Source organism: Mesorhizobium sp. P2_A8, assembly GCF_056404935.1.
In genome coordinates, this window is the sequence record NZ_JBFUDB010000002.1 from 485,169 (window position 1) to 508,257 (window position 23,089).

Genomic DNA, 23,089 nt, shown 5'->3' on the forward strand with positions numbered 1-23,089 from the left:
GGAGGAAGTTCATGAAAATCCATAATCTGAGAGACGCTCTTCTTCGGAGTGCCACGGTCGCGGGCTTGTCGTTGGTGACTTGCCCGGCCTGGACGCAGGAGGTCGTGAACACCGACGTCGGCGACATCGACCAGGCAAGCATCGCGAAGGTCTTTCCGGCAAAACGGCCATACTCACCTTATGCCGGACGCAATTTCCCGACGCGGCCGCTGTTTGGCGACACGCATTTGCACACGGCCCTGTCCTTCGACGCCGGGGCGGCCGGCGCCAGGCTAGGACCGCGCGAGGCCTACAAGTTTGCGAAGGGCGAGGAGGTCGTTTCCTCGACCGGACAGCCGGCCAAGCTGTCACGTCCGCTCGACTTCCTGGTCGTCGCGGATCACTCCGACAACATGGGATGGTTCACCGACTTCATGGCCGGAAAGCCGGAGATCCTGCAGAACGCACAGGCCCGCGAGTGGTACGACATGATACAGTCGGGGCATGCCGGGGAAGCGGCGTGGGCTATCGTCGTAACCTTTTCGCAAGGCAAATTTCCGCCCGACATCATCTACCAGCCTGGCAACCCAGCCTATCGCTCGGTATGGCAAAGCATTATCTCGGCAGCCGAAGAAGCCAACGATCCGGGGCGCTTCACCGCTTTCATCGGCTTCGAATGGACGTCGCTGTCCAAGGGCAATAATCTCCACCGCAATGTCATCTTCCGCGATGGTGCCGAAAAGGCCGGTCTCATCGAGCCGTACACGACGCAGCCGCCCGTCGGCAGTAACAACCCGCGCGACCTGTGGAAATGGCTGCGGAACTATCAGGACAAGACCGGTGGCGATGTGCTTGCCATCGCCCACAATGGCAATCTGAGCAATGGCGAGATGTTCCCGATCATCGAGCCGGTCACCGGCAAGGAGATCGATCGCGAATACGCTGAGCAGCGCGCCCACTGGGAGGTGCTTTACGAGACCACGCAGATGAAGGGCGACGGCGAGAGCCACCCCTTTCTTTCGCCCAATGACGAGTTCGCCACTTTCGAGAAATGGGACAAGGGCAATCTTGACCTCAGCGTGAAGAAGACACCGGACATGCTGGAGTTCGAGTATACGCGCTCGGCGCTCAAGAACGGGCTGAAGCTGGAAGCCAAGCTGGGGGTAAACCCCTACAAATTCGGCCTGGTCGGCAGCACGGATTCCCACACGGGCCTCTCCACTGCCGACGACGACAATTTCTTCGGCAAGATCGCGACCGGCGAGCCGAACCCGGAACGCTGGTCGCACCCCTTCATGGCAAACCCCAAGCTCGGGCTCAAGATCCTGGGCTGGGAGACGACTGCATCGGGCTATGCTGCCGTCTGGGCGCAGGAAAACACACGCGCCTCGATCTTCGACGCCATGAAGCGGCGCGAGACCTATGCCACGACCGGACCGCGCATGGCGGTGCGCTTCTTCGGCGGCTTCGATTTCGTCGAAGCCGACGCCGATACCCGCAGCCCGGCGATCGCCGGCTACACCAAGGGCGTGCCGATGGGCGGCGACCTCAGTCAGGCGCCCGCGGGCAAGGTGCCGACCTTCCTGGTCGCGGCGCTGAAGGATCCGATCGGCGCCAATCTCGACCGCTATCAGATCGTCAAAGGCTGGCTGGACGCCGGCGGCGAGGTGCATGAACAGGTCTACGATGTCGCCTGGTCCGGCGACCGCAAGCCGGGCACCGACGGCAAGCTGCCGCCGGTCGGCAATACCGTCGATGTGCCCAACGCAACCTGGACCAACACGATCGGAGCGCCAGAGCTTGTCGCCGTGTGGAAGGACCCCGATTTCGATCCGTCCCAGCGGGCCTTCTACTATGGCCGTGTCATCGAAATCCCGACGCCGCGCTGGCCCGCCTATGATGCGAAATACTTTGGCATCAAGATGTCGCCGGATGTGACCATGACAACACAGGAGCGGGCCTACACGTCACCGATCTGGTACACGCCGGCCGGCTAAACAGTTTCGGCGCTAGTGGAAGCATAAGGGTCCGCCGCACCTTTCGATGCGGCGGACGCGTCGCCAAACGAGAGACGGGCGCGACCAAACCGTACGAGGCGGCGGGCGTCGTGGCGGGTCAAGGACATGCCGGAGAGGCGGAAATGTCGCTTGCTTCCTATGTGGAGTGAGCCCCGCGGTACGCTGTCAACGCACCCATCTGACGAACCGCACGATCGCTTCCTCGGCGACGAGCATGACGACGACCACGATAATCAGGGGAACCACGCCGTGCAGCATGCCTTCAAAGCGAACCCTGTCCCCAAACACAAAGGTGATCACCTCCAGGATCACGAACTTGGATAGGAACAGCACCACCCATGCGCCGAAGAATCGCATGAACTTCATGAAGGCACCTTGCCTTGCCTGGAAGAACACGGCGACCTGGTGCTCGACAGCGATCGTCCCCTTCAGAAGGGCCTGCAACAAGATGGCGGCGAGCAATGACACGCTGAAGGAAGAGACCGTGACACTGTCCGAAAACTCGTCGAACAGGTTTAGGACCACGAGGTCGATCAGGACTCCAAAGAGATAGCGTATGATCAATCGCTGGCGGTCGGTTGGCGCTTCGGCCGTGGCCGGTAGAAAACCGTGGATTTTGTCAGCCATGACGTCCCCTTGTAAAACACCCCTGCCGAGTGGTGCGAATCTCGGCATTACTTTAGCATGGCCGTTTCGACGCGGTACGTAACTAACGGTAAGTGCGGTGGGGCCATCGGCCCCTGGTGCGAAAGGATCGCTAGCTTGCCGTGGTGGCGGTTGCATTTTCTACCGGGAAAGGCATGGTCGGTGGCTATCCGACCGAAGGCGCCATGTCTGCGTCGAGGACAGTCCAGCATGACCAGCAACAACATCCGCTACGTCTTGCTGATGGTCGTTGAGACGGCCGCGGCGATGTTCTTGTTTTTGACGATCTTCCCGATCTTCCGGCAAGTGATCACGCAATTGGGAGAAGCACAGGACATCAGCCCCTATCAGCAGTCCGCTGTGGTTTGTGGTGCGCTCGTTCTGCAGGCCTGCTACTGGGCCAGGTTTCGCTGGGTTGCGATCCCCGCACCGTTTCGCAATGCCTTGGTGAGGCACCTGTTCCTGTTTGCCAGCCGGGTCAGCTTCTTCTTTGGCGGCGCTTTGTTTTCGGTCCTCTTTTTCCGCCACGTACCGGAACTCGATCAATCCCCTTCTTCCATTCAGGGAGCCGTCAGGCTGTTGGAAGTCCTGCTGGTTCTGTTCAGCCTGTTTTGCTATTCGCTGGAAATAGAACGATTGGGCAGGGCAAGGGAAGACCATTCCGCCGCACCTGGCCGCAGCAGATAATTCAGGCTGGCCAAATCCAGCCCGCGACAAGGTGCCGATCGACGGGCGGCCTTGTCTGCCCGTCAGAGTCTCGGAGCGGCTTGAGACAATTTCCAGGTGTCTGGAACAATCTTGGATCGGCGACGTTCCATCAGGCTAATGACGACGTTTCGCATACGGTAAACATTGCCACCAGCGAGGACGCGATCATGAGGTTCCTGTCAGGCATAGCGACTGCCCTGGTCGCAACTTTTGCGCTTACGAGCACTGTTCCCGTTGAGGCCGCCCCGACCTTCGTGCCCAGGGCACAAGGCGCGCAGTCCGATGTCATCCAGGTTCGGGATGGCTGGCACAGGGGTTATCGCGGCTACCGCCATCACCGGCACAACGACTTCTGGGTCCCCGGTGGTGCCTTTGTCGCCGGAGCGCTGCTCGGCAGCATGATCGCCAACAGCAACGGCTACTATGGCGGATATTACCGAGGCGGTGATTACTACGCAGATCCGTATTATGGCGATCCGTACTACGGCGATCGGTATTATGTCGATCCGTATTACCACGACCGGTATTACCGCTATTACGGCAACGGGTATCACTCAAACAGGTCCTATCGCCCATGCTCGCCCAGGGAAGCGGATTCCGGTAATTGTTACTAGCGATGGTCGTCATTTGCAGGCCGCCGCCCTTTGACCGATTTTCGATCGATGTGATCGACACAGTTCACTGCCGACGCGCCAGGACAGCCCTTCATGGCTTTCCGCGAGGAGACCTTGCTTCGAACGGCCTTGCAGTCAGAAACTTACCCTGCCCTCCACGTAACTTACGTTCCGCTGCCGGCTCGGACCGGTAGTCTCGGGACAACACGAACCAATAAACGGATGGAACGCCGGCTAGCAGACAAGAAACGGTCTTGGCGGCGGTGCGCGGAGTCCGCCGTTAGCCTTCCTGGAGATGATTGGTCTCACAGGGGGCCGTGGCAGATCGGGAGTCCTCTCGTTGCAGCCGCCGTTCATATCAGTCCCGCAGGAGGGGAGAAAATGAACAGTCGATTTCGGCGACATCTGCTGAAAGTGTCGCTGGCGGCACTGACGATACTGGCGGTACATGGTCGGTCCCTTGCGGCTGACCTCCTTATTGCAATGCCGAACTGGCCCTCTGGCCAGGCGGCGGCCAATATCATCAAGTACGGCATAAAGGAAAAACTCAATCTGGACGCCGACGTGCGCGAGATGGGCTCCATGACCGCATTCGCCGGAATGGATACCGGGGAGGTCGACGTCTATCCAGAAGTCTGGCTTCCCAATCTCGATTCACTCGTCAAGAAATACGTCGACGGGCGCAAGACCGTGGACCTCAGCCCCAAGGGTGTGTCGGCCACGCAGGCCATCTGCGTGACGCGCGAGACGGCTGACAAATTTGACGTCAAGGACATTTCAGATCTGGCCGATCCGAAAAAAGCGGCCGTGTTCGATACCGACGGCGATGGCAAGGGCGAAATGTGGATTGGCGCGCTGGGCTGGTCGTCGACGAGCATCGAGAAGATCCGGGCCAAGAGCTACGGCTATGAAAAAACGATGACGCTGCTGCAAATGCCAGAAGACATGGCAATGGCTGCCGTCGATGCGGCCGCGGCAACCGGGCAACCGATGGCATTCTACTGCTACAGTCCGCACCATATGTTCAAGCTCCATGATATCGTCCAATTGACCGAGCCGAAACACGATCCCGCCAAGTGGCACATCGTGATGCCAAGCGACGACCCCGACTGGCTCACGAAATCGGAGGCACCGGTGGCGTGGGACGCATCACATTTCTACATCGGCTTTGCGTCATCGATGGCGAAGCGCCTGCCGAAAGTGGCGGCCTTCCTCTCCCATGTCGACTTCACCCCAGACGAAGTCACCGACATGAGCTACGCATTGCAGGTCGATCGGCAGGATCCCGCCAAGTTCGCACAGGCCTGGGTTGCAAAGCATCAAGACCGGCTTAGCGCCTGGTCGAAGTAGAGGCAGGGACGACCATGACCTTTTCGCTCGCAAACCGGCCCGTCACTCCGAAAAGCAATGATCGCAGAATGGCTGGCCGCTGCCTCGTTCTCGGCGCAGCGCTTGTCATGACCGCAATCGGCGCAACGTTGGCGTATGCCGCTCAGACGCAGGTATTCGATCCGCAGACGCATAAGTGGGTCGATTACGACAAGAAGAAAGCGCGAAAATACTACGCGGCCCATAAAGAGGTGCCCGAGGCATTTCGCCCGCAGATGGTCAAGTTCCGCACGGCGGAGGCGCCCGGTACGATCATCATCGATGGCAACAAGCATTTTCTCTACCTTGTGCAGTCAGGCCAGCAGGCCATGCGCTACGGCATCGGCGTCGGTCGGGAAGGCTTTGGATGGGCCGGTATCGTGCGCGTCGGCCGCATGGCGGAATGGCCGACCTGGACGCCCCCGGCCGAAATGGTCGCTCGTGATCCGAACGCGGTCAAATATGCGGCAGGCATGCCGGGAGGGCCCGACAATCCGCTCGGCGCCAGGGCGCTCTATCTGTACGAGGGCGATCAGGACACGATCTACCGGATACACGGCACGCCAGAGCCCTGGACGATCGGGCTCGACGTGTCCTCAGGGTGTATCCGGATGCGGAACGACGACATCACCGACTTCGCTGCCCGCGTCAAGGTCGGCGCCAAGGTCATCGTCCTCATGCAGGGGGCGGCCCTTTACAAGGGCGTTTGAAGCGGCATTCCGAGAGGGACAAGCAAATGTCGGAAAAACGTGCAGTGAGAAGATCAATCCTGGTTGTAGCGCTTGGATTCATGGCGCAGAGCTTGAGCGCTTGCGTGAGCACGCCGCCGCCTGCTCCGGAGCAGATGTCGAGGACGCAGGTTGAGACGGCTCCGGCGGACCTGCAGCTTCTTTGCGCCAACGCCGTGGCCAAGTCGAGCGGCGTCGACAGCGCCAAGATACTTCCGGTCTCGTCGAGCAAGATCGATTCCAAAACTTACCAGGTCGAGCTCGATGCCGGCGGCAAGAAGACAAGCTGCCTGGTGGATACGGACGGCGCGGTCAAATCGGTTGAGCCTGTCTGATCTGCTCCGGTCGGAGTCTCGAGCGGTCGCTCCAGCGGCGGGAGTTGGCGGTTATCGACCACGCTATCGCTCGCTCAGCACTCCGCAATTGTTCTCCGTTTCAAACAATTGCTTGTCGTGAAAATGTGCCCCGCTGCTACCACGTAAATAACACCCCAGTTGGCTGGAACCGTCAAAAGACCGTGTATAGTGTGGACGCGCTGGGGGGACGCTTACGCAATGAAAACCGAGCGGCCGGTAGGTCATGATTACTCGTGCCTGCGCGCCGGGTTTCGCATGTAGGCTTGCCTGGGCCGAAGCCGACAAGGAAGCAGGCATCCGTCCGCGGCGTGATGCCCGCTTGGTCTGACAGGGGAGAAGATGCCATGGCGTCCGATGCAACCGGAACCTCTCAAGACAACGCCGCTGACGGCACAGATACTCAGGCGACGAAGGGCAACCCGCTGCGCCGGGTCGCCCTTATCGTGCTGCTGCTGGCTTGCCTCTTGTTCGTGGTAGCGGTCTTCATGGAAAGGCGCACGCCTTCTTCATCGCAGGCGACGGTCAGCGCGTATGTCGTCGGCATTGCGCCGGAGGTCACCGGCCGGGTCATCGAAGTGGGCGTGGCTGACAACAGCGGCGTGAAGCCTGGCCAGATGCTGTTTCGCATCGATCCGCAGCAATACCAACTGGCCGTCGCGGAGGCCGAAGCACGGCTTGCCCGGGTGGGTCAGACGATCGGCGCTTCGACAGCCTCCGTCGATGCCGTCCAGGCACGCCTCGTGGAAGCAAGGGCAATTCGCGACAACGTGCAGGACCAGGCCAGCCGGGCCATGGAGCTCGTCAAGCGCGGCGTCTATGCCAAGGCGAAGTACGATGAGGCGAAGGCGGCGGTGGACCAGGCAAATGCCTCGGTCGTCGCCGCTGAAGCGGACCTCAAGAAGGCGCAGGAAGAGCTTGGACCCGCCGGCGCCGACAATCCGCAACTGAAAGAGTCGCTCGCCGCGCTTGAACGCGCGCAGCTTGATCTGTTGCGCACCACGGTGCTGGCGCCGGCCGAGGGCGTCGTCACCAACCTCCAGCTTTCCGTCGGAGGCGTTGTCAGCGCCGGCCAGAGTGCCATGACCTTCATCGACGTCGGCACGGTGTGGATCACCGCGGCGTTCAAGGAAAACAGCCTCGAAAACGTCGCAGCCGGCAACCATGCGGACGTCTTGTTCGACCTCTTGCCTGGCCAGGTTTTTGGCGCGACGGTCGAGAGCGTCGGGATGGGCGTGGCCCAGGGAAGTGTCGACCCCAAGACCGGGCTGCCGAAGATCTCCACCGAAAGCGGATGGGTGCGAACGCCACAGAGCTTTCCGGTCCGCCTGATCCTCGACGAGGGCAGGCCAAAGGGTGTGCGCTACGGGTCGCAGGCGAACGTGGTGATCTATACCGGTGACAATCCCGTGACCAACGCAATCGGCCGCATCTGGATGCGCGTGTTGTCGGTCCTGACCTATGCCAGCTGACGGCGAGCTTGCCTACGCCAATGCCAGGCGCAAGGGTCTGCGTATCGCGCTGGCCGTAGCCGTCGGCTTCACGTGGTCGGTTCTGTCGGGGGCGATCATCCCCTTTCTGGGACCATTGTTCGCGGCTCAGTTCCTGATCTCCAGCGCCCGCCCGTTGCAGCTGAAACAGGCCCTGGGAATGGCGATCCTCATTGTTGTCGCCGGCGCGTTTCTGCAGGCCGTCACGGTGCTGACAGGCGACCGGCCGCCGGTCCTGTTGCTGCTGCTTGGGCTCGTCTATTTCATGTGTTTCTACCTGCAGGCGAACGGCAAGGGTGGCGGGGCGATCTTTCTTGTCCTGGTGGTCGCCGTGATGGTGCCGCTGCTGACCGTGCTCAACCGCGATCTCGGCGATTCCATCCTGTCGATCCTTGTACAGGGCGTGGTCAGTGGAGCGATCCTGATGTGGATTGCCCATGCGGTCATACCCGACCGAGGCAGTACCGATATTCAGGCCCCGGCTCCTGCTGCGAACCCTCGCGCTGCGCGCTATGCCGCCGCCAATGCCGCCATTCTGCTGATCGCAGTGCTCGCTTGCCTGACACGGGACGGCCTCGCCACGGCGATCGTCATTCCGATCACCGTCGCATCGTTGTTGTCGCAGCTCGATGTCATCGCAAGCGCAAGGGCGGCGTTCGGCCTCGTCATGGTCAATCTGCTCGGAGGCGTGGTTGCATCCTTTGCGTTCGCCTTGCTGCAGGTTCATCCCACGACCCCCATGCTTTTTGTCCTGGTGCTGCTCGCCGGCCTGGTGTTTGGCGGCCGCGCGGCGCTGAGCAATCCTGCCGCCAAGCTTTACGCAGGCGCGCTGACGATCTTCCTCATCCTGTTTGGAACGGGCGTCTCGCCGTTGCCGGGATCGGCAGCGGAATCTTTTGCCACGCGGGTCAACTACATACTGATGGCCATCGCCTATACGATCTTCATGACGGCGTTGCTCTGGCCAGGACAGAGGCGCAGCGCTGAAGGCAGGGCGCTGTCATGACGCGCTTTTGACCGCTCGGGCTGTAAGTCCTTTCCGTTTCACCATGGCCTCGTCTTAGCGGTATTCCGTTTCGCCGAAGCAGCCGAGAAAAGCCCTAGCCGATCCCATCGAAATCGCCGGTCGGAACGACTGATCTGCTGGCAGAGTCTCTCAGTTCTGCACGTAGCATACAGTTACTTACCTTCCGCATCGGCAGGCAATACGCCACCGTAACGCCAAGGCAAGAACGTCGCCCCGGACTTGGCGACACGGACGTCGCTGACAACCGGGTTGTCACAACCTGGGAGGATGACAATGGAGATCAAGTTTCCGCGCCGGCATGCCGGCGCCGTGGCCATGATCGCGCTCTTGATGTGCTCCGCTCAGATCTCTTTCGCGGTTGCTCAGGATCAGGCCGCTGCCACCGATGGCGCAGCGGCAACCCAAGCGCCCGAACCGCTCGACGAGGATGAACTTGAAATCCTGGTGGCGCGAATTGCGCTCTATCCCGATGAACTTGTCGCGGTCATTTCCGAGGCGGCGCTGTATCCACTGCAGATCGTGGAAGCGAGCCGGTTTTTGGATCAGGTCGCCAAGAAGCCAGGCCTGAAACCGAAGGAAAGCTGGGACGGCAGCGTCATCTCACTGCTCAACTATCCCGACATCGCCAAAATGATGAGCGACGATCTGGAGTGGACCCAGGCACTTGGCGACGCACTGACGTATCAGCAAAAAGACGTTCTGGTCGCTATTCAGCAGTTGCGCGACACGGCTGTCGCCAAAGGCGTGATCAAGTCCGATGACAAGATCAAGGTTGTCGAGGAGAACGACAATGTGGTCATCCGATCCGCCAGCGTGGAAACGATCTATGTTCCACGATATGAGCCGCAAATGCTCTACGCCACCGACTATCCGGTTGTTCCGATCTCCTATTATCCAGACCCTTACCCAAGTTATTATTATCCCACTGCTCCCTATTTCGCGGCCTTCGTGACTGGGGCCGTCTGGGCAGCGGCGGTGGACTGGAATGGTGGCGGTGTGTGGGGAGGGCGCTGGAACGGCAACGATATCAATATCGACTGCAACAATTGCTTCAACAACATAAACGGCAAGGTCAATTTCAACGACGTCGACTGGAAAAATGTCGACCGTTCGAAAATAAATTTCGACAAGAACCAATTCGCCAACATCGACAAAACGAAGATCAGCAACCGGATCAAGTCCGACGATCGCAACAATATGCGCAACAAAGCGTCCGATCTGAGAAATGGCCGGGTGAACGCGCTTGCCGGAAAGTCCGGCAGGGTGAAGGACGTCCGCCAACGTGAGATCAGAGAGGGTTTGAAAAACCGGCCCCCGGCGTCGAGTTCGGAATTCAAAAGGCCAACCAACACCAAGCCGGTTGCTTCAGCACGAAAGAATGACCGCTCTGTCAATCGCCCGGTCGGCAAGCCGAAGCCGGCAATGAGAATGGACAACAGGCCGAGGAATCCTTCGGTTCTTGGCAACGTCAGCTCCGGAAAACGTCAGCAGATTGCCTCCAACCGCGGTGCGAGGAGCATGGGAGGCGGAATTCGCAGCGGCGGCGGCGGCCACAAGATGATCAGGCAGGGTGGTGGCAGGCAGGCCGGTGGCGGGCGCAGGCGTTAAAACTTTGGCGAGAGGAGAACCGACATGAAAACGTCCGTCGGGAGTCTTGTTCTACGTTCGCTGCTCGGTGCCGGAATGATCTTGAGCCTTGGCGCGGGCTCCGCAAATTTTGCCGGCGCGCAGGAGGTGTACAGCCTCTCGGACTACGTGGCCAAGAAAGATCCACCGCTCTTCGATGATCCCTCAGCGGCTGTGGAAGCGTTCAAGTCGGTCCTGGCGAAGGATGATTTCGATGGACTGGCGGCATTGCTTGGGCTGGATGCCGTGAAGCTGCGGACAAGCGAAGGCGTGATGGATACCTACGCGCAGATCCAGCAAGGCGCTGCCAAGACGGTGATCGTGCGCGATCTTGGCGACCGCAAGGAACTCAGTATTGGCGACGCGCTATGGACGCTGCCATTCCCGATCACCAAGGGTAAGGACGGCAAATGGGCTTTCGATACCTATGCTGGCATCGAAGAGATCATCAACCGGCGCGTCGGCGAAAATGAGATCGCGGCAATCGAAACGGTTCGCGCCTACGTGGACGCCCAACGTGACTACGCGGCAGAAGACCGCGATGGCGATGGCGTGCTCGAGTACGCCCAGAAGCTGGTCAGCAGCGAGGGCCAGGCCGACGGACTTTATTGGCCGTCCGATGAAGCCCATGGCGTCAGTCCGGCAGGCGACTTCATCAACCAGGCTGCTCTCGACAAGGCGAAGAAAGGCAATGGCTATTTTGGTTATCGCTTCCGCATCCTGGCCGGCCAAGGCAAGAATATCGCCGGCGGCGCTTACGACTATGTCATCAACGGCAACATGATCGCCGGTTTTGCGCTTCTGGCCTGGCCGGTGAAATATGCGGAAACGGGCGTCAAAACCTTTGCGGTCAATCAGCAAGGCATTGTCTACGAGGCCGACCTAGGCCGGAAAACGCAGGCTGTGGCTGGCGCGATAAAGCAATTCAATCCCGGTGACACATGGCAGTTAACAGGTGACTAGCTTCAATTTGAAACCGTACGCCCTGTCGCCTGCCTCTCTCTGGAGATCGAGGAGCGTCGGACGACGCCCTGGTACTCCGGCGGGCCCCGCTGTGCTCCCAGGCGAAACATCACGACAGTTCCCAGCAGTTGCGCAAAACAGAGGATTCCGATACTTCATTTGGCAGTGTGGAGCGGCATGCCCATCAGTCCTCGGGTGCCACTATCGTGGCAATCTGTATCGACTGATCGGTTGGCGACAGGGCGGTACTAACCACCTTGTCAAGGTTGCGCACTTGGGGGCGTTTTGAGAACCGGCGTCACAAGTAAATTAAAAGTCGGGCGTACCACCAACGCATTGCTGGCATTTGTATTGGTCGGCCTGATTTTCGGTTGCGCGTCCCGCCCGACGAATGTCTTGTTGCCGGTGGCCGATACGTCCGCGTCATCCAGCAAGGTGGAGATGCTGGTGACGACGACCCGCGCTCGTTCCGCCAATCCGGCCGAGATGTATACGGGCGAGCGCGGACTGGCTCCTTCATTCGCGGATGTCACGGTGTCTATCCCACCAGCGTCGGTGCGCAAGGTCGGCGAGGTCGCCTGGCCCAAGAAGCTGCCGTCAAACCCTGCAACCGATTTCGCGGTGGTGAAAGCCGAAGAACTAACACGGGATGGCGCGAAGGAATGGTTGCACGCCTCTGTCAGGAAGAGCCCGGACCACAGCGTGCTGGTCTTCATCCATGGCTTCAACAACCGCTTCGAGGACTCTCTTTATCGGTTTGCGCAGATCGCTCACGATACGGGCACCGACAGCGCACCGATCCTGGTCACATGGCCGTCCCGAGGCAGCACGCTGGCCTATGGCTACGATCGCGAAAGCACCAACTACACGCGAGATGCGCTCGAGACGCTGTTCCAGTATCTCGCTCACGATCCTGAAGTAAAAGAGGTTTCGATCCTCGCCCATTCGATGGGCAACTGGCTTGCCTTGGAATCCCTGCGCCAGATGGCCATCCGCAATGGCGGCCTGCCGGCGAAGTTCAAGAACGTCATGCTGGCTGCGCCAGACGTCGATGTCGACGTGTTCCGCACACAGATTGCCGACATGGGCAAACAGCACCCGCAGTTCACCTTGTTTGTTTCGCAGGATGACCGGGCGCTCGCATTTTCGCGACGGGTCTGGGGCAACATCCCGCGGCTCGGCTCTATTAATCCGGAAGAGACGCCCTACAAGGAAGAACTTGCGAGCAACAATGTAACCGTCATCGACCTGACCAAGGTCAAGTCCGGAGACAGCTTGAATCACGGCAAGTTCGCCTCGTCGCCACAGATTGTGCAATTGATTGGAGCGCGGATGGCTGACGGCCAGACCCTGACCGACAGCCGGGTCGGCCTTGGCGACACAATCGTGCAAGCGACCACCGGCGCGGCGGCGGCGGCTGGCAGTGCTGCAGGGTTGGTGATTTCGGCACCCGTAGCCATGGTCGATCAGAACACCAGGGAAAACTATGGCAACGAGGTCGAGAACTTGACCGGCTCTCCAAGCAGCAAGAAGACGAATGCCGGCAGCAAGAATTGCAATCTGCCCGCGGCATCCGCAAAAGGGTGCAAGAAATAGCGAATATACGAACTCAAGGCGGCAGCGAAGCTTATTGATGCCTCATCTCGAAGTTGCGTTGAACGTTCCCTGAGAGTGGCATTCAGTGGGCAGAGAGCGAGCCCCACAGCTGAAGCGACGCCTCTGCTGGTCCCATCTGGCCGGAAGGGAAATGAATGCATCGCATCGCTCGGATATCACTTGCCATCATCCTGTCACTAGCCGTTGCAATTTTGACCGCCTGGGCCGGACTTGCCATCTGGTACCGCATGCCCTCGGCAGAGCTTGGGCGGGCTGTGGCCTTCGCCCTTTTCATCCTATTCGGCATCGGCACCGTCATTGCCCTCTTCAGCCGTTTTCGCTTCAGGGCGTTCGTCCTGTTTATCGCTGCGTTCGCTGCGGTTCTGGTTTGGTGGAGCACCATCAAGCCTTTGGGAGACGCCGACTGGGCGCCAGATGTCGCCCGTCAGGTAACCGGGACGCGTGACGGAAACCTGTTGACGCTGAAAGACGTGCGCGACTTCGAATGGCACAGCGACACGGATTTCACCGAACGTTGGACAACCCGGACCTACGACCTTTCCACCGTTCAGACCGCCGACCTCTTCATGTCCTATTGGGCTGGACCGAAAATGGCCCATGTCATCATGAGCTTTGGCTTCTCGGACGGTGAATATCTTGCCTGGTCCATTGAGGTGCGGCGTCGAGCCGGTGGCGAGTTTTCGCCCATAGCGGACCTGTTCAAGAGCAATCCCCTGGTCATTATCGCGGCCGACGAGCGAGATGTGGTCGGCGTCAGGTCAAATGTTCGGGGAGAGGATGTCCAGATCTATCGCCTGAAAGCGTCGCCAGACGCGGCCCGGGCGCTTCTGCTGGAATACGTCTCGGACGCAAACGCGCTTTCCACGACGCCGGCGTTTTACAATTCCATTACGACGAACTGCACGACGACAATCGTCAAGATGATGCGAGCCGTCGGCGACGCCGTTCCTCTCGACTGGCGCCTTATCGTCAACGGCTATCTCCCCGAATATGCGTACGACCGGGGTGCGCTCGACACCCGCTTGCCATTGTCGACCTTGCGGGAATTAGCCCACATAGACGACCGTGCCCGGAAGTCAGGCCTGTCGCCGGATTTTTCGAGATTGATCCGGGTTGGTGTGCCGTCTCCTCGCTTTGGCTATTGATCTGGGAGCGGCCGCGCACGTGGGATCGAAACGCCAAGGGGTTGCTTATTGCAAGTTCTGTCGGCCTCATAGGCAGCGGCGATCTTCGCGCGGTTCGAGAGCAACAGGTGAATGCGCATGGGCGCAGCTGGTTTGCTGCTCGTTCCGAGCGAACAACTCGCCCCGCGGACAATATTTGCACCTGGCGTTGGGCGGCAGTATCGAGACGCAACCGCAGTCCACCGCAGAGGCCCCGCCATGAATAACACTGCCACTTCCGATGCGACTGGTCGATCGGATAACGCCGCTGCCGACACGCATCGGAAGGCGCTGGAGGTCAATCTCGACGCAACGAGTTTCGGCTCGTTCGCCGAGATCGGCGCGGGTCAGGAAGTGGCGCGATGGTTTCTGCGCGTTGGCGCCGCGTCTGGCACGGTGGCCAAGACCGTCTCAGCCTACGACAAGGAAGTGAGCGACGACCTGTACGGTTCCGGAACACGCTACGTGTCCAGGCCGCGGCTTGAGACGATGCTTGATTGTGAATGGAAATCGCTTGTGCAACAGATCGGCGACACGCGCGGCAGAGATACGCGCTTGTTTGCTTTCGCCGATACCATCGCCGCCCGCAATTTTGCGGGCACCAACGATTGCCACGGCTGGATCGGAGTCCGCTTTCAGGATCACCCGCGGGCTGAGGCGAGCGACATACTGCTGCACGTAAACCTTCGCAATAATGCCAACCTGCTTCAGCAGGAGGCGGTGGGCATTCTCGGTGTGAACCTGCTGCATGCGCTGCTGAATGAGCGGGCAGCCCCCGGTGATTTGCCTGCGAGGATGTTCGACAACCTTGCAAACGATCGCCTCGAAATTGATCAGATCGTGATGCGAGGCCGCGCGTTCGCGGGTTGCGACATGCGCGAACTGCACATGGCATTGGCACGTGACGGTCAGGCTGAGGCGGTGATGCTGGACGGTGACGGTGCGGCCGTCGCTGCCAACGAATTTCTGTATAAGAAGGCTGTGGCCATCGTGCCGTTGGCGAGGGACCCGCGAGACGACCTTTCAGCGGAAGCGATTGAAGCGTGCCTGGAAACGCTGCGCCGCGAGGTCGCCGGGAATCCTGAGGTGAAGGATGTCATCGACGTGCGCCTGACGGCCGTCGATTCTGATGTACCGCTGCTTGCAATTGGCAAGGGCGCAGCGATGATGACGCGGCATCGCCAGTTGTATCGCACCACCGCATTTGTGCGTCGATATACGCAGGCTCCGTTGCGTTTTGCCGTGCCGCTGCCTGCGTTGATACGGATTTTCGACGATGTGAGATACCAGCACCTGGAAGGCCGCCTGCTCGAGGGTATCGCGCGGCTTTTCGGCTCCGACGTGCGCGTGCTGGCCTATCAGTGCCCTCGCGAGGAGTTGCTTCACCTGCTCAACTCCGAACTGGGACGCGGATGGGAGGTTGACGGCAGCGGGCAATGGATAACTGCCGATCAGTTGCGTCCCGCACCGCCTCTACGGCATCTTTATGAATATCTGCTGGCCAGTGGCTTCCTCGCGGCGGTGCCTCCCACCTAGCGATCGTATTTCGCGCAAACGCCTCAACAACCCCGCTCCGCTACGATGAAAACTACCGTCGAACTGGCCTTGCTGTTGCCAGTGTACTTGCTTTCGGTGACGCGTTAAAATATATTTTCGAAAAATATGTTGGTTTTCCAAAAATATAGCAAGACTAAATCCGCAAAAAATGTCTGATAGTAAGTACAAATCAGGCTTACGAAATCATCGCGGTCGTTGCGTTCTGGGTCGACAAGTTCAGTGCGCCCGGCCCCCGCGCGGGGCAAAAGGTCAGGGCAGAAAAGAAGCTTGAATTGTGCGACGGTCGGGTGCTGGATAGCGAGACAGCGGCCGCGACCGCCGGAACTGGCTTCCGCGCCGCTGAAGAGGGGGAAATAGTGGACACTACAGCCGAACCGGACGTTACTTCGTTGATTTCGGGCTTCGAACAGCTCGCCGATCGTTTCCTCTCCGGACTGTTCGCGCGGTTTGCCGCTTTGGGCGACGTCCCCGTCGAGCTTGAAAACCTGCGGGCCTCGCTTGCAGCCGGGGGAACGTCTCTCCTTGGGCTCCTGTTCGAGATTGTGTTGGTTGTTGCGCTCGTCGCCGGCGTGTTCATCCTGCTCGCCCGGCGGTTCGCGAAGGCGAGTGCCACAAGCAGTGCATGGCGCAGATTCTTTGCGGGCGTGGCGGCTATTGTGGTGGCGCTGGTGATCGGTTTCATTGCTGCACGGCTGCTGGCCGGTTCTGGCGTGCCTTTGCAAACCCTTCGCCTTTGGACGGTGGTGACCGTGCTCGGCTTCATCATCCTCGCCGCCGTCAGATCACTGTTGATGGCATCGCGGCGAACCGAGTTCGTGGAGCACTCCCCGCATCTGGCGGCGCTCGTGCGCGACCTCTCGCTTGCCATTGGCTTGGCGATCATCGGCACAACGCTGATCGCGACGTTGCGGCTCTGGACCGTCGGGCCGGCCTTGGGGGATCTGCTGCGAACAAGCTTGGCAATTCCGATCTACGTTCTGTTTGCATGGGCGGTATGGCGGCACAGACGCACAATGGCAGCCGCCGTCGCCGGTCCGCGCCCCAGAAGCCGCTGGCGCACCCGTCTCGCCAAAATGTGGCCGGCAATCGTGATCGCGTTCCTGATAATCACTTTTCTCAGCACTCAGGCCGCGCTGACCCTGGGGGCATCGCTTCGCGGGTCGGCCGTTCTGCTGACCGGGTTGATATTTCTCGCCGCGCCGCATCTCGACGCAATGATCGGGAACTGGGCGCAGCGCGGATTGGAGTCTCCTGACATCTCGATCTTGGCAGCGGCAGGGCGACAGACCGCCCGCTTCACGGTCGTGGCTATCATGGTTGCCATGCTTGGAACACTATGGGCGACACCGCTGGCTGCCGGGTTCGGCATAGATCTGCGAGAGGTCGCCAAGGGCGCATCCGGTGTGGCGTTGATCATATTGGGGGCGGCGTTTCTGTGGAACCTGGTCGGCACGGGGACGATTCGCGCCTTGCGCGCCGAGTTACCGGCCGTAGCTAGTGACGAGGAGGCGCTGGGTGCGCCGCGTTCACGGCTGGGCACGCTGGTGCCGCTGCTCAGCGCGGTCGGCAAATCGAGCATTGTGGCCTTGGCGCTGCTCTCGATCCTGGTGTCGATCGGGGTCAATGTCTGGCCTCTGATCGCCGGCTTGAGCGTGTTCGGGCTGGCCATCGGCTTCGGCTCGCAGACGCTGGTGAAGGACCTGGTCTCCGGGCTGTTTTTCCTGATCGACGATGCATTCCGCTTCGGCGAATATATCGAAACGTCAGGCGCCAAGGGGACCGTAGAAAAAATCTCGGTCCGGTCGGTTTCCCTGCGCCATCAGCGCGGTGCCTTGGCGACAATTCCCTATGGCGAGATTGGCAAGATCCAGAATTTCAGCCGCGACTGGATGATCGAGAAACTGACCTTTCGCGTAGCATTCAACACGGATGTTGAGAAAGTCCGCAAGATTTTCAAGAAGATCGGCCAGGATATTTCGGCCAACCCGGAACTTGCTGGAGATCTGCTGGCCCCCTTCAAGAGCCAGGGAATTGCCGAGGTCGAGGACGGCACGCTGGTCATCCGGGCCAAATTCATGGCGAAGGCGGGCAAACACTTCATGATCCGCCGGGCCGTTTTGCTCGCCGTGCACCAGGCATTTCAGGAAAACGGCATCAAGGCCGTCCCAAAGCCACTGACATCCAATCCCGGGGCTGCCTGAGCATTCTGGATAGTCACGGCTACGACGTTGGGGATGGTTTAAGCGATTGAGCGAGAATGCCGCGGCGGCCTGCCAGCTGGCGCGAAATGCCGCTCTCTGTGACGATCGAGATTGGTTTTCGTTAGCGTGTGAAATGCCACTCACCGATCCCGATCGGCTGGAGAAGCGTTCAGGCGTTTGGAGATCGAAACGATCCAGGCACGGAGTTCCGGCGCAAATGGCTTCTCCAGCGCCGCACGGTCCCAGGCAAGGAAATAGGCATCAGACAACTTGATCCGCTGATCGAATGGCACGATGAGCCGGCCAGCAGCGATATCGTCAGCGGCCATGGACAATTGGGCAAGCACAAACCCCTTTCCATTTACCGCAGCGTCGATCGCGGCGCTCGACAACGAAAAGGCAACTTCGCCGGACGTCTTTCGATGTAACGCGCCGATCCTGCTCGCCCATTCAGCCCAACTTGGCGGCGATTGATGATCTCGTGCCCATTCTATGCCCAGGAGAGGAAAATCAAGAACATCCGAGGGCTTGCGGACAGGTCGATTGGCCAGCAATCCGGGTGCGCAAGCAGGCACCACCCAATCCGTGAACAGTTCGGTATAGTGATCGTAGTCGTGAATCTTCGTGCCGTATGAGATCCGGAAATCAACCTGATCCTTGTCAAAGCGCGGTTCCTGCTCGGCGCCGATGAGACGCACCGTCGCACCGGCGTGGCCTGTTTGCCAATCCAGAAGCTTTGGCCCGATCCACTTGCTGGCGAGCGATGGAAGGCAGGAGATGGTCAGCGCGCTTTCCGATCGCGCCCGCTCGACAATGTGCTGGGCGTTGCGAATCTGGTCGAAGCCTGAGGAAATGGCAGCATGGTAGGTTCGCCCCCATGACGTGAGGGCAACGTTCCTGCCACGGCGTTCCAGCAAACTGAGCCCGAGCACATCTTCAGCCTTGCGGATTTGCTGGCTGACCGCGCCAACGGAAACACCAAGCTCGTTGGCCGCGGCCGTCACGCTGCCGCATCGACCGAAAGCCTCGAAGGCCTGTATCGCGCGCAGGGGGGGCGTTTTTTTCACCTGGGTAAGATCCTGGGGTCGGCTTGTTTTAGCATTTCTAAAATAGAACGCAGATGCAAGCACTATGTCGTCTCGTGCCCGAGAGGTACCCGTGTAGGCGTTCACAAGCTCGGGAGGACGCCATGTTTCTTCGAAACTGTTGGTACGTTGCCGCATGGGACCATGAGGTCACAGACCAGCTGAAGCCCACCCGAATCCTTGGCGAAGACATTGTCCTCTTTCGCCGGACGGATGGTGCCGTGGCGGCGCTTGAAGACGCGTGCCCTCATCGCAAGCTGCCGCTGTCCATGGGCCGCATCAAGGGCGACACGGTTGAGTGTGGCTACCACGGTCTGACTTTTGACAGCACTGGAACCTGCACGCGTGTGCCCGGTGCTGAAAAGATACCGCATGTAGCATGCGTTCGTTCCTACCCGATTGCCGAACGTTACGGGCTGCTCTGGATATGGATGGGCCAAGCAGAAAAGGCCGATCCTGGCTTGATTTTCGAGGTCGATCACTGGGGAGACCCGACCTGGGGGGTCAATCGCGGCGAATCGATGTTGCTCGATTGCAATTACCTCTACATGACCGACAACCTGCTCGATCCTTCCCATGTGTCATGGGTACACCAGTCGTCTTTCGGCGGTGTCCAGGCAATGGAGGATGCGCCGCTCGAAACCACGGTAGGTGCAGATGGCGTGACCGTGTGGCGCTGGGTCGTCGATGCCAAGCCCGCGCCATTTTATGCGCCCTTCCTCAAATTCGCTGGCAATTGCGACCGCAAGCAGCATTACGAGGTGCGTTACCCCTCCAACGCGATCATCAAGGCGATTTTCGTTCCGGCCCGCACTGGCGGCGAGGGCAAGCCACTCCATGAGGACGTGTTCCTCATGGACAGCTACAATTTCATGACACCGGTCGATGAGAACCAGACGAAATACTACTGGTTCCAGATGCGCAATTTCGCGCCCGACGATTTGGAGGTTTCGCGCCAGTTTGCCACCTCGGTTCGCGGCGCGTTCGATGAGGATCGCGCCGTGCTCAATGCCGTGCACAAGGGCATGGCCAACAAGCGGACGCCCAATCTCGACCTCAAGATCGATGTCGGGCCGCTGCGTTTTCGCCGCAACCTTGCCAAGCTGATCGCCAGCGAGAGCCAGCAACTGGCGGCCGCCGAATGAACGCATTCACCGCCCGCGACAGTATTGCAAGAAGCGGGTTTCGCGACCTGAAGGTGGTCGCGAAGGTGAAGGAAAGCGCCATCATCACATCGTTCCATATCGAGCCGGTCAACCCACAGGACTGGCTCGCATTCGAACCGGGCCAGTTCCTGGTGTTTCAGGTTCCGGTTCCGCGGGAAGCCGCAGGCGACAAGGGATATGTGCTGCGCAACTACAGTATCTCCAGTTCGCCGGGTGCCGCGGGTCGCTATCGGATCAGCGTCAAGCGCGAGGCTGCACCCGCGCCGGGAATTCCCGACGGGAAAAGCTCATGTTTGTTGCACGACGAGGTTGACGTCGGCCACGTGCTGACTGCGCAAGGGCCGCGCGGCGATTTCGTGCTCGACAAAACCAGTACCCGGCCGGTCGTTCTACTCAGCGGCGGCGTCGGCCTGACGCCGATGGTGTCGATGCTGCATGCACTGGCTTCGATGTCCGATCGCCGCGCCGTCTTCATTCACGCCTGCGAAAGCGGCGACGTGCATGCCTTGCGCGACGAGGTGACCGACCTGATTGCCACGCGACCTGGGCTGGCTGTTCACTACTGCTACCGATCGCCGACCGAACGCGATAAGGCCGACCGACGCTTCCACAGCGAGGGCATGATTTCGCCAGAAATACTGCAACGACTGCTGCCGATCGATGATTATGATTTCTACCTGTGTGGTCCGCCGCCGTTCATGCAGGCGATCTACGGCATGCTTCGCGAGCTTGGCGTGCCGAAGCAACGCATTGCCTACGAATTCTTCGGCCCGGCGACGGTGCTTGAGCCCGATGCCGTGCGAGCTCCCGCAGTTCCGGCGCAGCCGGCAAGGATCGAGGCGGCCGGGGAGGCGACAACCGTGGAATTCCGGAAGTCGGGCCTGACGGCCGTCTGGGATGGCTCGGCCGCATCGTTGCTCGACTTCGCCGAGAACCAGGGTCTGTTGCCGGAGTTCAGCTGCCGGGCCGGCATCTGCGGCACATGCAAGTCGCGGCTGATCTTGGGCGACGTCACCTATTTCGAAGAACCGCTGGATGAGCTTGGGGCAGGCGAAGTGTTGCTGTGCTGCTCCAAGCCGCGCGGATCAGTTGTTCTGGATATTTGACAAGATTGTGCGCGCGTGGGCGCAAGGAAACGGAAGTCGGGATTTGGAACAGTCGGTCAAACCAGCGTCGAGCCTACCGCTCAATCCACATATCGCCGCCTTGCCGCCCTACAATGCCGGCATGAACATCGCGATGGCGCGGGCGCTGAGTGGCCGCCACGACATCGCGCGCCTGGCCAGCAACGAGAACCCGGATGGGTGTTCTCCCGCCGTGATGGCGGCATTGGCCTCCTCATCGTTCGAGCCATGGCGCTATGCCGATCCGGCCTGCACGGCGCTGCGGTCGGCGCTTGGCGAAAAACTGGCGGTCGATCCTGGCCAGATCGTTGCCGGCAATGGTTCCGAGGAGATGATCGCCGCCATCTCGCGCGCCGTCCTGGTGCCGGGCGCCTCGGTCGTCACGACGGTGCCGAGCTTCGGCCTGCATGAGATAGAGCCGCTGGCGGCCGGTGCCGATGTCGTCAAGATTCCGATGACACCCGAAATGGGGTTCGATCTTGCCGCGCTCGAGACGGCGATCGCCGCCCGGCCACGGATCGTTTTCATATCCTCGCCATGGAACCCGGTCGGGCCGGGTCTCGACCATCCCAGCCTGCAAAGGCTGATCGGCGCCGTGCGGCCCGGCACGCTTCTTGTCCTGGACGAGGCCTATTTCGAATTTGCTGATCCCGGCGCCCCTGACGGCATCGAGGTTCTGCGCAGCAGTGGCATCGACTATGTGGTGCTGCGGACATTTTCGAAGGCCTATGGTCTGGCGGGACTGCGCGTGGGCTATGCCGTCTGTTCCGGTCTTGAACTGGCGAGGGTGGTCGCCGCAGCGAAGACGCCGTTCAACGTCAACGCCGCGGCGCAGATAGCGGCCATCGCTGCACTTGCCGACGAAAGCTGGATGAGGGCCTCGGCGAGCCGCGTCAGGGCTGAGCGCAAGCGTGCCGCCGCCGCACTTGCCGGCTTTGGCTTTCGGGTTGCACAGTCGCAAACCAACTTTCTGTTCTTCGACTGCAAAGGCGATAGTTCGAGCCTCGCCAACGATCTCCTGAAGCAGGGGATTATCGTCAAGGCATGGCGCGAAACCAGCTACGAACGCTATCTGCGCGTCACCATCGGCTCACCCGCAGACAATGACCGGCTGATCGCCGCGCTTCATGGCTTGATGGATCGATGAGCGGCCCCGCTTCCCCAAGGCAAACGAATTCGATCGACCATGCGCTACCGCTGCCAGTCGTCGATAGCATTCGTGCCGTCGTCGGTGCCTCGAATGTGCTGACGGGAGCGGATGCCGGGGTGATCGACCTTGGCTCGAACAGCGTAGATTGCGGCGCCGGCATTGTCGTCGCGCCCTCATCGACGGACGAGGTCGCGGCGGTGGTTCGCATCTGCGCCCAAAATGAGATTCCCATCGTGCCGCGAGGCGGGCGGACCGGTCTAGTCGGTGGAAGTGTCTCGCGGTCGGGCGAGATCGTCCTTTCGATGGCACGCATGAATCGCATCGAGCGGCTCGATCCGGTCGAACGCGTGGCCGTCGTCTGTGCCGGCGTCACCCTCGAAGCTTTGCAGGCTGCCGCACTTGAACATCGGCTGGAGCCCGGTATCGATCTTGCCGCGCGCGGCTCGGCGACGATCGGCGGCATGGTGTCCACCAATGCGGGTGGTGTGATGGCCTTTCGCAATGGCG

At 60.3% G+C, this 23,089-nt stretch carries 19 protein-coding genes and 1 pseudogene; 18 read left to right on the forward strand and 2 right to left on the reverse strand.

Annotated elements, in window-relative coordinates; genetic code table 11:
• The first annotated feature begins 11 nt into the window (after window positions 1-11).
• Complete coding sequence (locus AC1D10_RS08975) at window positions 12-1,976, forward strand: DUF3604 domain-containing protein (protein WP_477270716.1); 1,965 nt, start codon at window positions 12-14, stop codon at window positions 1,974-1,976.
• Window positions 1,977-2,162: 186 nt separating this feature from the next.
• Here AC1D10_RS08975 and AC1D10_RS08980 read toward each other — a convergent pair whose 3' ends face one another.
• On the reverse strand, window positions 2,163-2,624 hold the full coding sequence (locus tag AC1D10_RS08980; protein ID WP_477270718.1) for a hypothetical protein: 462 nt from the start codon (window positions 2,622-2,624) through the stop codon (window positions 2,163-2,165).
• A gap of 228 nt (window positions 2,625-2,852) precedes the next feature.
• Here AC1D10_RS08980 and AC1D10_RS08985 point away from each other — a divergent pair, with 228 nt between their 5' ends.
• The 13 genes from AC1D10_RS08985 (at window position 2,853) to AC1D10_RS09045 (ending at window position 18,057) form a co-directional block, all read left to right on the forward strand.
• Window positions 2,853-3,329 carry a hypothetical protein gene (locus tag AC1D10_RS08985; RefSeq protein ID WP_477270720.1) on the forward strand — a complete coding sequence of 159 codons (477 nt, stop codon included), beginning with the start codon at window positions 2,853-2,855 and terminating at the stop codon, window positions 3,327-3,329.
• Window positions 3,330-3,517: 188 nt separating this feature from the next.
• On the forward strand, window positions 3,518-3,964 hold the full coding sequence (locus AC1D10_RS08990) for a BA14K family protein (RefSeq protein WP_477270722.1): 447 nt from the start codon (window positions 3,518-3,520) through the stop codon (window positions 3,962-3,964).
• Between the two features lie 381 nt (window positions 3,965-4,345).
• The gene (locus AC1D10_RS08995) at window positions 4,346-5,314 is read left to right on the forward strand and encodes an ABC transporter substrate-binding protein (protein ID WP_477270724.1); all 969 of its coding nucleotides are present in this window, start codon (window positions 4,346-4,348) and stop codon (window positions 5,312-5,314) included.
• A gap of 68 nt (window positions 5,315-5,382) precedes the next feature.
• Window positions 5,383-6,042 carry a L,D-transpeptidase gene (locus AC1D10_RS09000; protein WP_477270726.1) on the forward strand — a complete coding sequence of 220 codons (660 nt, stop codon included), beginning with the start codon at window positions 5,383-5,385 and terminating at the stop codon, window positions 6,040-6,042.
• A 104-nt stretch (window positions 6,043-6,146) separates the two neighbouring features.
• Window positions 6,147-6,395, forward strand: coding sequence for a hypothetical protein (locus AC1D10_RS09005; protein WP_477270728.1), 249 nt, complete (start codon window positions 6,147-6,149; stop codon window positions 6,393-6,395).
• Between the two features lie 365 nt (window positions 6,396-6,760).
• Window positions 6,761-7,885, forward strand: a complete 1,125-nt coding sequence (locus AC1D10_RS09010) for an HlyD family secretion protein (protein WP_477270730.1) — start codon at window positions 6,761-6,763, stop codon at window positions 7,883-7,885.
• Window positions 7,875-8,909 carry a DUF2955 domain-containing protein gene (locus tag AC1D10_RS09015; RefSeq protein ID WP_477270732.1) on the forward strand — a complete coding sequence of 345 codons (1,035 nt, stop codon included), beginning with the start codon at window positions 7,875-7,877 and terminating at the stop codon, window positions 8,907-8,909. The genes AC1D10_RS09010 and AC1D10_RS09015 overlap by 11 nt, the downstream gene beginning before the upstream one ends.
• 294 nt (window positions 8,910-9,203) lie before the next feature.
• Window positions 9,204-10,538 (forward strand): DUF3300 domain-containing protein, encoded by a 1,335-nt coding sequence (locus AC1D10_RS09020; protein ID WP_477270734.1) that lies wholly within the window; start codon window positions 9,204-9,206, stop codon window positions 10,536-10,538.
• Between the two features lie 24 nt (window positions 10,539-10,562).
• Window positions 10,563-11,519 carry a DUF2950 domain-containing protein gene (locus tag AC1D10_RS09025; protein ID WP_477270736.1) on the forward strand — a complete coding sequence of 319 codons (957 nt, stop codon included), beginning with the start codon at window positions 10,563-10,565 and terminating at the stop codon, window positions 11,517-11,519.
• A gap of 339 nt (window positions 11,520-11,858) precedes the next feature.
• On the forward strand, window positions 11,859-13,115 hold the full coding sequence (locus AC1D10_RS09030; protein WP_477270965.1) for an alpha/beta hydrolase: 1,257 nt from the start codon (window positions 11,859-11,861) through the stop codon (window positions 13,113-13,115).
• Window positions 13,116-13,270: 155 nt separating this feature from the next.
• Entirely contained in the window at window positions 13,271-14,281 is a 1,011-nt protein-coding gene (locus AC1D10_RS09035) for an Lnb N-terminal periplasmic domain-containing protein (protein ID WP_477270738.1), read from the forward strand.
• Window positions 14,282-14,518: 237 nt separating this feature from the next.
• Window positions 14,519-15,835, forward strand: coding sequence for a hypothetical protein (locus tag AC1D10_RS09040; protein WP_477270740.1), 1,317 nt, complete (start codon window positions 14,519-14,521; stop codon window positions 15,833-15,835).
• A 377-nt stretch (window positions 15,836-16,212) separates the two neighbouring features.
• Window positions 16,213-18,057: a mechanosensitive ion channel family protein gene (locus AC1D10_RS09045; RefSeq protein WP_477270742.1), complete on the forward strand. Its 1,845-nt coding sequence runs from the start codon at window positions 16,213-16,215 to the stop codon at window positions 18,055-18,057.
• Between the two features lie 140 nt (window positions 18,058-18,197).
• On the opposite strand, the gene AC1D10_RS09050 is transcribed toward AC1D10_RS09045, so the two are convergent.
• Entirely contained in the window at window positions 18,198-19,124 is a 927-nt protein-coding gene (locus tag AC1D10_RS09050) for a LysR substrate-binding domain-containing protein (RefSeq protein WP_379098293.1), read from the reverse strand.
• Window positions 19,125-19,246: 122 nt separating this feature from the next.
• On the opposite strand from AC1D10_RS09050, the gene AC1D10_RS09055 reads away from it, so the two are divergent.
• The 4 genes and pseudogenes from AC1D10_RS09055 to AC1D10_RS09070 all read left to right on the forward strand — a co-directional run.
• Complete coding sequence (locus AC1D10_RS09055) at window positions 19,247-20,287, forward strand: aromatic ring-hydroxylating dioxygenase subunit alpha (RefSeq protein ID WP_477270967.1); 1,041 nt, start codon at window positions 19,247-19,249, stop codon at window positions 20,285-20,287.
• On the forward strand, window positions 20,284-21,414 hold the full coding sequence (locus AC1D10_RS09060; protein ID WP_477270744.1) for a 2Fe-2S iron-sulfur cluster-binding protein: 1,131 nt from the start codon (window positions 20,284-20,286) through the stop codon (window positions 21,412-21,414). Before AC1D10_RS09055 ends, AC1D10_RS09060 begins: the two co-directional genes overlap by 4 nt.
• A gap of 43 nt (window positions 21,415-21,457) precedes the next feature.
• Window positions 21,458-22,579 carry a histidinol-phosphate transaminase gene (gene hisC, locus AC1D10_RS09065; protein WP_477270746.1) on the forward strand — a complete coding sequence of 374 codons (1,122 nt, stop codon included), beginning with the start codon at window positions 21,458-21,460 and terminating at the stop codon, window positions 22,577-22,579.
• Window positions 22,576-23,085, forward strand: a pseudogene (locus tag AC1D10_RS09070) (FAD-binding oxidoreductase); the annotation flags it as partial. The gene hisC and the pseudogene AC1D10_RS09070, both read left to right, overlap by 4 nt.
• Window positions 23,086-23,089 lie beyond the last annotated feature (4 nt).

What these genes read in the sequence shown, in the direction of transcription:
- AC1D10_RS08980 (WP_477270718.1), bottom strand. Translation starts at nt 2,624, where the DNA reads ATGGCTGACAAAATCCACGGTTTTCTACCGGCCACGGCCGAAGCGCCA.
- AC1D10_RS09000 (WP_477270726.1), top strand. Translation starts at nt 5,383, where the DNA reads ATGGCTGGCCGCTGCCTCGTTCTCGGCGCAGCGCTTGTCATGACCGCA.
- AC1D10_RS09040 (WP_477270740.1), top strand. Translation starts at nt 14,519, where the DNA reads ATGAATAACACTGCCACTTCCGATGCGACTGGTCGATCGGATAACGCC.
- AC1D10_RS09025 (WP_477270736.1), top strand. Translation starts at nt 10,563, where the DNA reads ATGAAAACGTCCGTCGGGAGTCTTGTTCTACGTTCGCTGCTCGGTGCC.
- AC1D10_RS09015 (WP_477270732.1), top strand. Translation starts at nt 7,875, where the DNA reads ATGCCAGCTGACGGCGAGCTTGCCTACGCCAATGCCAGGCGCAAGGGT.
- AC1D10_RS09020 (WP_477270734.1), top strand. Translation starts at nt 9,204, where the DNA reads ATGGAGATCAAGTTTCCGCGCCGGCATGCCGGCGCCGTGGCCATGATC.
- AC1D10_RS08995 (WP_477270724.1), top strand. Translation starts at nt 4,346, where the DNA reads ATGAACAGTCGATTTCGGCGACATCTGCTGAAAGTGTCGCTGGCGGCA.
- AC1D10_RS09055 (WP_477270967.1), top strand. Translation starts at nt 19,247, where the DNA reads ATGTTTCTTCGAAACTGTTGGTACGTTGCCGCATGGGACCATGAGGTC.
- AC1D10_RS09035 (WP_477270738.1), top strand. Translation starts at nt 13,271, where the DNA reads ATGCATCGCATCGCTCGGATATCACTTGCCATCATCCTGTCACTAGCC.
- AC1D10_RS08990 (WP_477270722.1), top strand. Translation starts at nt 3,518, where the DNA reads ATGAGGTTCCTGTCAGGCATAGCGACTGCCCTGGTCGCAACTTTTGCG.
- AC1D10_RS08985 (WP_477270720.1), top strand. Translation starts at nt 2,853, where the DNA reads ATGACCAGCAACAACATCCGCTACGTCTTGCTGATGGTCGTTGAGACG.
- AC1D10_RS09060 (WP_477270744.1), top strand. Translation starts at nt 20,284, where the DNA reads ATGAACGCATTCACCGCCCGCGACAGTATTGCAAGAAGCGGGTTTCGC.
- AC1D10_RS09010 (WP_477270730.1), top strand. Translation starts at nt 6,761, where the DNA reads ATGGCGTCCGATGCAACCGGAACCTCTCAAGACAACGCCGCTGACGGC.
- AC1D10_RS08975 (WP_477270716.1), top strand. Translation starts at nt 12, where the DNA reads ATGAAAATCCATAATCTGAGAGACGCTCTTCTTCGGAGTGCCACGGTC.